Here is a 7,317-nt window from a genome sequence, read left to right as displayed (position 1 = left end):
CGGCTCTTCGTAGCCGAGCGCCGTGACTGACGCCACCAGTTTCGGGGCCAGTCCAAGGGAAGAGAAACCGGATGCCGAAGCGGTCTTGAGCGAAGTCGTCATCCCATCATCTTACGCGCTTGGACAGACCGCTGCCGGATCCCGGCGACGTCTTGTTCGCGCGCCGCTTGGCCGCCCAACGCTTCTTCATGCGGTCTGACGCCGCCTGACGCTGCGCGGCGGTCCACCGAGACGCTTTTCTGGCCTTGGCCTCGGCTCGGTCTCGTCCCTTCTTGAGGATGAAACTGAGTGGCAATTCGTCCTTGTTGACACTGTCGCGGAACAGAGGGAGCAGGCCGACGATCAGTTTCGCTTCGTAGACCAGGTCACTCATCGGCGCCTTGACACCGCGCTTGGCGCGTCCAGACAGACGAGCGTTGCTGTTCGCTCTCGCCACGACAGGCCTCCTTTGGCAACTCCCTGGACATAATCGCCGATTCGGGCCCCGCCGGTCTGTCTTCTATTGCACAGGCGGTCGGGCCAAGAACTAATCGGGCCAGTGGATCACGAAACGGCACCGGGGCAGACCACGCGCCGAAACCCCGTACGCAGGAAAGGCCAGCACACGCTGGCTTCCCTCTGCGATTGTGTGGTCGGGGCGAGTGGATTCGAACCACCGACCCCTCGGTCCCGAACCGGGTGCGTCCAGGGTCGAGCAGTCGCTCGTCAGCCGCGAGCAGCCCGGGCTGGCTGATGCGGCTCGGCCTTGCGATGGGCACGGGCCTTCGGCTGGAGCGCCGTGTTCGGCAGCCCGCCGGTGCGACGAACCGCCCGGGCCGTGTTGAGAATCCCCCGCAGGGCCTCGTTCACGGCATTGGCAGACGGAAATGCTGCTGCCACATCCGGCTCGACGAGAACGATGTTCGTGCCTTCACGAAGCCGCTTGACGTACTTGCCTCGGACGCCGCCCTTCATCGAAGCGAAGTCGTACTCTGGCAGCAATTCGTCATTCCGACTCGCGCTGGTCTTCTTCATAGAAATTCCGCTCGCGCCGCGTGACGGGTCTGGCGCTGATAATCCGGATTGTCTCGTCGTCCCCGGAATGTGCGACAACCAGCACTTGCCGATTGGCCGACAACCCAATGGTGAGGAATCGCCGCTCGGTCTTCGAGTGCGCCCCGTCCGGAAAGGTTGTCGACAGCGGGTCGTCGAAGACGGTTGCGGCTTCCCTGAAGTCAACACCGTGCTTCTTGACGTTTGCTGTCGCCTTACTGGGATCCCACGCAAAGACCACGCACTCAGTATACCCTCACCTCGGGACTCGAATAGGTCGGTCGCGACGACGACGGCAGAGACCGTCTCACCCCGCACGCGACGACCGACGGGGCGAAAGTGATCGCAGATCCGGCGCGGCCAGCGGATCGCGTTTGGGTGACAATGGGGCGACAATCGGTAGCGACTCGCAGCGTACGCCTGCGGACGTACCTCTCGCAATCTCTAGGAAGCGGAAGGATTGCGGGAAGTAACGCACTGGACGAGGCCACGGGCTGTGAGCGGCTGGACTCCGCCGGACGCTCACCGACGAGTTCAAAGCGGGCGCGGTGCGCCTGGTGCTCGAGGAGGGCAAGACGGTCGGCCAGGTCGCCCGGGACCTGGACTTGACCGAGACGGCACTCCGCGAGTGGGTCAATCGGGCGCGCGCTGACCGGACGCAGGAGCGCACCGGGCTGACGACGGCCGAGCGCGAGGAGTTGACGCGGCTCCGCAAGGAAAACCGCGAGCTGCGGGTGGAGCGGGACGGAGACCAGCTGAAGGAACTCAAGAGGATGGCCTATCGTCTCGACAACCGCCTGGCCGTCAAGATCTGCGGACAACTGGGCATTGCGCCCATTCGGTGAGAGCGACAGCTTCCAAACGAGGAACCGTGGCCAAAGCCTCAGGGGATTTTCAGATCTTCGCCAAGCCGGTGGGAGCCATCTGTAATCTCGACTGCAAGTACTGCTACTACCTGGACAAGGCGGAGCTGTATCCCGATAACCGCGCGCCCCGTATGACGGATGCGGTGCTGGAGGAGTACATCGTTCAGCACATCGCCGCGTCCGGCGGCCCTGAAGTCAGCTTTTCCTGGCATGGCGGCGAGCCGACGCTGCTGGGCGTGGACTTCTACCGGAAGGCCGTCGACCTGGAGCGTAAGCACAAGCCGGCCGGGTGGGTGGTCCGCAACGGCATGCAGACCAACGGCGTGCTGATCGACGAGGAATGGGGACGCTTTCTGGCAGCAGAGCGTTTTCACGTCGGCGTGAGCCTGGACGGACCCGCCGAGTTGCACGACGCCTACCGGGTGAACAGAGGGGGGCAGCCAACGCACCGGCTGGCGATGCGCGGCTACGAGATTCTGCGCGGAAGCGGCGTCTCGCTCGATGTTCTCTGTGTCGTGCACAGTCTCAACGTCAAACATCCGCTGACCGTCTATCGCTTCTTCCGCCAGATCGGCGCGCGCTATCTGGGCTTCCTTCCGGTTGTGGAGCCGGCGCCCGGAACCGAGCGCGGCGTGAGCGAGCACACGCCCTCAGCCGAGGATTTCGGAACGTTCCTGTGCAAGATCGTCGACGAGTGGATCGCGCGGGACGTGGAGCGGATCGGGGTTCAGTACTTCGAAGAAGCCGCGCGGCCGGCGGCCGGGCTGGACCACTCGCTGTGCATCTTTCGCGAAACGTGCGGCCAGATTCCCACCCTCGAGCACAACGGCGATTTCTTCTCCTGCGATCATTACGTCGACCGCGAACACCGGATCGGCAACATCCATCAGACGCCGCTCGCCGAGATGCTCGATAGCGCGACGCAGCGGGCCTTCGGCGACGCCAAGCGCGACGCGTTGCCGCGTTACTGCCGGGAATGCGAAGTGTTCGCCATGTGCCACGGCCACTGCCCGAAGTACCGCTTCATTCGCACTCCAGACGGAGAGCCGGGACTCAACTATCTGTGCGCCGGGTTGAAGCGGTTCTTTATGCACAGCCGCGAGCCGCTGGCGAGACTCGTGGCAAAGGGGCGCGAGCCGGCGGCGACGGCGATGCGAGTCCGGATAGAAGCCGGGCGGAACGATCCGTGTCCGTGCGGCAGCGGCAGAAGATTCAAGAAGTGCTGCGGAGCCGCCTGAGGCCCCATTCGTGCGCGCCCGAGCCGTCGTGTCCCGAGCCGTCGAATCACCCTGCCTCCGCCGGTGCTAGAATGCGTCCGAGGACAGCGCCGCGGGCAATCGTCCACAATCAATCAGATAAGGGAGTGCATCGAACATGAGTACAGTTTCGAGAAGGCATTTCTTGGGACAAGGCGCGACCGGAGCGGCCGCGATCGCCTTGGGAGCACGGGTTGTGGGGGCGCAGGATTGGGCCAAGGCGATTCTCGAGAAGTCTCCGCGAAAGAAGGAGTGGGTCACGATAAAGAACGGCGCCAGGAATGTTGATTCCTTCATGGCCTCTCCGCAATCGACCGCGAAGATGCCCGGCATCGTTGTCATTCACGAGATTTTCGGGATGACCGACTGGGTGCAGAACGTCACCGACGAGTTCGCGGCCGCGGGCTGGGTCGCCATCGCACCCGACCTTCTCTCGGGCATGACTCCGGACGGCAAGCCCGCCCGGAACCTGCCGATGGGCGCCGCGGGCGGGATGATCAACAAGCTGCCGCCGGACCAGATCACGGCGGACCTCAACGCCTGCGTCGATTACGTGAAGGGCCTTCCTTCCTGCAACGGCAAGGTCTCCGTGGTCGGGTTCTCGTGGGGCGGAAGCCAGTGTTTCCGCTTTGCGACCAACCGGAAGGACCTGGCTGCGGCATTTGTGTTTTACGGAAGCGGGCCGGATGCGGCCGACATTCCGAGAATTCAAGCGCCGGTCTATGGTTTCTTCGGCGGCAACGATGCTCGCATCGGGGCCTCGGTTCCCGCGACCGAACAGCAGATGAAGGCGGCCAATAAGGTCTTTGAACCGGTCACCTACGAGGGGGCCGGGCACGGCTTCATGCGAAGCGGCGAGAACCCGAGCGGGTCGGAGGCGGATAAGAAGGCGCGCGAGGCCGCCTGGGTCAGACTGAAATCGCTCGTAGGCAACTACAAGTAGGCTGCCCGCGGCGAGCAGTCATTGTAAGCCGAACGCTCCTTCGGACCGGCCGGGACCGAGGCGCCGGGCCTGATTGCCTTGTACGCCCGAGACGGCGTCATCACGCGGCGCCGGGGGCCGATGCGATCGGACAAGTGAGCGTGAAGCGGTACTACGCCGTCCCTCTGAAGGACGGCACGACCGAGATGATTCCGCTCGATCCCGAAGTCGATCCGTGCATCCACGCCGTTCACCAGGTCATCGACCTTCCGCGTCGAGACGCCGCGCACGTAGGCTTCCTGCGCCACCGTCAGCAACGCCTGCTCCGCCCGCCGGCGCGGCTGCGGCAACGACGGGAAGTCGGTGCCAGGGCGGACCTTCGGAATCGCCAATTCGACGGTACCGACGCGGGTATCCCGGCTCCGGACCCGGGTGCCGTTGCGGTACCCCGTGCGGTCTTCGCTGCGCTCGTGGCGCTCGGCACGCACCACGGCCGTGACCTCGGACTCCATCAGGGCCTGGGCGAGCACCCGAACACCTTCGCGGAGGACGTCGATCGACCGCGATTCACCAGTCGTGGCGGTCCGGCGCCGCCGGCGCACACCGGAGCGGCCTCAAGGAGCGCGGTATTACCGCTCTTCGGGGGGGGGGGAGAGAACGTACGTTGCGAACGAACGAACCGCGGCTGGGCTCGGCAGCGCCCGGGGGCACGATAGGAGCACGACAACGGCGCGAGCCTAGCTAGGATCGCGCCAGAGCGGCGCCAACCTACTTGGCTTTACCAACGTAGTCAGCTATCTGCGAGACAGTGCCGAGGGAGACAAGCTCCCGCGCAAATGGTAAGGGCCGTTCTGGCCACTCAGGAGTGACACGGCCAGCCGGGGACACATAAAGTACGCTAGAGGCGCCATGGTGCAGTGCGAACACACCAGAGGGGCATTGTGTTCCGACCAACAGATACTGTCTCGCTGTTGTGAACTCAAGTCGGGAGAAGACGCCCCGGACCGTGACAGATACTCCATCGATCGTTGTCGAACCAGAGACGAGGCCGAGCGCGAGTTCACCGGAACGCAGGGACAAGCTAGCCGGAAGTTGCTGCGAACAGAAAGCAGAGGGCGCCGACGGGCCTGAAGCGAGCGCGCGGACGAGACGCAGGACGCGCCAGGTTTCGATGAAGTCAGGTTGCACGACCTGTACTGCGGGACGTCCAACGAGTGTTGCTAGAACGAGAGAGTTCGTCTGGATGACTTCCTTAAGCCCAGTTTCGAACGGAATGTCAACCATCATCATCTCGCGCACTACGTGGTTCTCGCCTCTCGCCTTCGCAGCTGCCGCCATCTCTGCGAGGCGCCCCATTGACGACTGCGCTGAGAGGATGACACATGTAGAGAGGCCGCACGTGATGGCGGCAAGGCCGCGGAAAGATCCCAGTCGCATGCCATACCTCATTTCCAGAATACGAGCACGAGGAAGCGGCCGGCAGTAATGAAGTCCCACGGATCAGCGCCAGAACAACGTTTCGGAGCATTCGCCAGTGTCGCATCGGCATGTCTAACCTTGATGTGACAAAAACTACGCCGCGCGCGCGAGGGCCTGTTCTATTCGAGTGAAGGCCGCCCGCGTCGCGGGATTGTCGGTCAATCGTAGCACCGCGGTGCCGGCCGGGCGGAGTAGTTGCGCGGCACGGTGAAAGAGCACGAAGCGCAGGGTCTGGATCGACTGCAGGCGTGGCAGGACGGTCCGTTTCCGGGTCGGCCGCCGGCAGGCGGCCCCGGTTTCGATCTGGAAGTTGATCAAGAGGTTGTGTGCGAGGGTGACGACTTGCTGCCACGCGCTGTTGGCGGCATAGGCCTGGGTGGGCACGGTCTGAAACGCCAAGCCGCTCTTGAGTTGCCCCAGGGTCTTTTCCTGGAGCCCCCGCCCACACATGAAATGCCACAGCGGGCGGATCGCAAAGTCGAGGTTGCTGGCCACCGCCGAGTATTCCCAGTGGCCGTCATTGGGGTCAAACAGATCGAGTTGGTAGTTCTTCGGAGACCGATGGTGCACGCGCTTCCGATAAATGGTGACGGCGAGGGTCGTCGCCCACGGGGTCACAGCCAGGGGGATGGTGAAGCCCCACACGTCAGCCGCCACCCTCGTCCACGCCGACGCCTGCCGAATGTAGGCTTGCAGGTCGAGCCACTGATAGAACGGGACTTTGATCGCGTACCCGGCGCCCCGGCTGGTCAGCCAGCGCAGCACATCCTGGCGGAAAAACGCGCCATCGAAGCGAAACCGGAGGTCGCCGGCCTGCCGGACCATCGGGCGGATCTGGGTCCACAGATCCCGCAGGAAGGGCAACGAGGCCTTGCCATCATGGACATCGCCCGACCGATTCTGGACGCGCAGGACATGCGTCGTTTCCGCCAGGTGCGCCACGATCGGGTAGTAGCTCGGCACCTTGCGGTGATGCGGATTGAACCCCCGGCGCGCCCGCTCGACCTGCAAGCCGGTCGAGACGACCGTGCCATCGACATCGACGGTCAGCGTGCGCCATGCCTGACGCGGGACCACGCGGCCAATGACGGCGGCATTCAGCACTTGCAGCGTCGTCACGGTCTTCATGGAGAAGCTCTGCGACCATCGGCTCACCGTCCGCGCCGTCGGCACCACGCGCAGCCCCGCGAACCGCTGCACGGCCACGTCATCCGCCAGGTAGGCCAGATGCCGCAGGCGTCGGCCTCCGAGCACCACGAGGGCGAGCAGCAGCCGAATCATCGCCACCACACCGAAATCGCCGCCCAGCGGCGTATCGGCGCACGCGTGCCGGATCAGCTGATTGAAATGCGACTGCCGCAGATACCGGCCGAACAACTCCAGGCCCGCGTACGACGTCAACGTGACGTCCCCGAATTCCAGCCGGAGATTCCCGTTGACACGGGCCGTCAGATCGGATTTTCTTCTTCTCACGGACAGTGGCCTTTCGTTGGGGTGAGGAAGGTTGAGTGGTATCTCCTTCTACCCCCAGCGGAAGGCCGTTTTCAATAAGAAGGTAAGTAATCAGGGTGTGAGCCGCCCCGTCGTGCGCGCGCTCACGATTGACGCATCAAGGCTAACTAATGACCGCTGCATAAAGAATGGCACTGTCAGCGCAAAAAAAGGGGAAGGGCCGAGTGGGTAATGCAGCCTCGGAGGTTGCGACGGTGGGCACGAATGGTCTGCAAGGAGTCGATCACGGCGACCATCAGCTCCGGGAGAT

Annotated in this window: 6 protein-coding genes and 2 pseudogenes; 3 read left to right on the top strand and 5 right to left on the bottom strand. The window is 63.9% G+C overall.

Annotation, left to right across the window (positions count from 1 at the left end; genetic code table 11):
* Positions 1-106: 106 nt before the first annotated feature.
* The 3 genes from NTV05_04760 to NTV05_04750 form a co-directional block, all read right to left on the bottom strand.
* Complete coding sequence (locus tag NTV05_04760) at positions 107-436, bottom strand: hypothetical protein (protein MCX6543707.1); 330 nt, start codon at positions 434-436, stop codon at positions 107-109.
* Positions 437-705: 269 nt separating this feature from the next.
* Positions 706-1,014 carry a hypothetical protein gene (locus NTV05_04755; GenBank protein ID MCX6543706.1) on the bottom strand — a complete coding sequence of 103 codons (309 nt, stop codon included), beginning with the start codon at positions 1,012-1,014 and terminating at the stop codon, positions 706-708.
* Positions 986-1,273 (bottom strand): BrnT family toxin, encoded by a 288-nt coding sequence (locus NTV05_04750; GenBank protein ID MCX6543705.1) that lies wholly within the window; start codon positions 1,271-1,273, stop codon positions 986-988. The genes NTV05_04755 and NTV05_04750 overlap by 29 nt, the downstream gene beginning before the upstream one ends.
* Before the next feature lie 283 nt (positions 1,274-1,556).
* Here NTV05_04750 and NTV05_04745 point away from each other — a divergent pair.
* The 3 genes and pseudogenes from NTV05_04745 (at position 1,557) to NTV05_04735 (ending at position 4,097) form a co-directional block, all read left to right on the top strand.
* Positions 1,557-1,877: pseudogene (locus tag NTV05_04745) on the top strand (transposase).
* A gap of 26 nt (positions 1,878-1,903) precedes the next feature.
* Complete coding sequence (locus tag NTV05_04740) at positions 1,904-3,136, top strand: anaerobic sulfatase maturase (GenBank protein MCX6543704.1); 1,233 nt, start codon at positions 1,904-1,906, stop codon at positions 3,134-3,136.
* Between the two features lie 163 nt (positions 3,137-3,299).
* Complete coding sequence (locus NTV05_04735; GenBank protein MCX6543703.1) at positions 3,300-4,097, top strand: dienelactone hydrolase family protein; 798 nt, start codon at positions 3,300-3,302, stop codon at positions 4,095-4,097.
* A 218-nt stretch (positions 4,098-4,315) separates the two neighbouring features.
* Here the strand turns inward: NTV05_04735 and NTV05_04730 are convergent.
* Together NTV05_04730 and NTV05_04725 are read right to left on the bottom strand one after the other, a co-directional pair.
* Positions 4,316-4,678 (bottom strand): annotated as a pseudogene (locus tag NTV05_04730) (transposase).
* Between the two features lie 970 nt (positions 4,679-5,648).
* Positions 5,649-7,028, bottom strand: a complete 1,380-nt coding sequence (locus NTV05_04725; protein MCX6543702.1) for an IS1380 family transposase — start codon at positions 7,026-7,028, stop codon at positions 5,649-5,651.
* Positions 7,029-7,317 lie beyond the last annotated feature (289 nt).

The sequence above is a fragment of the Acidobacteriota bacterium genome (assembly GCA_026393755.1).
In the GTDB taxonomy this organism is placed as follows: Bacteria; Acidobacteriota; Vicinamibacteria; order Vicinamibacterales; family JAKQTR01; genus JBAXOX01.
Note: the sequence above shows the minus strand (reverse complement) of the source record. Positions and strands in the feature narration are given on the sequence as shown.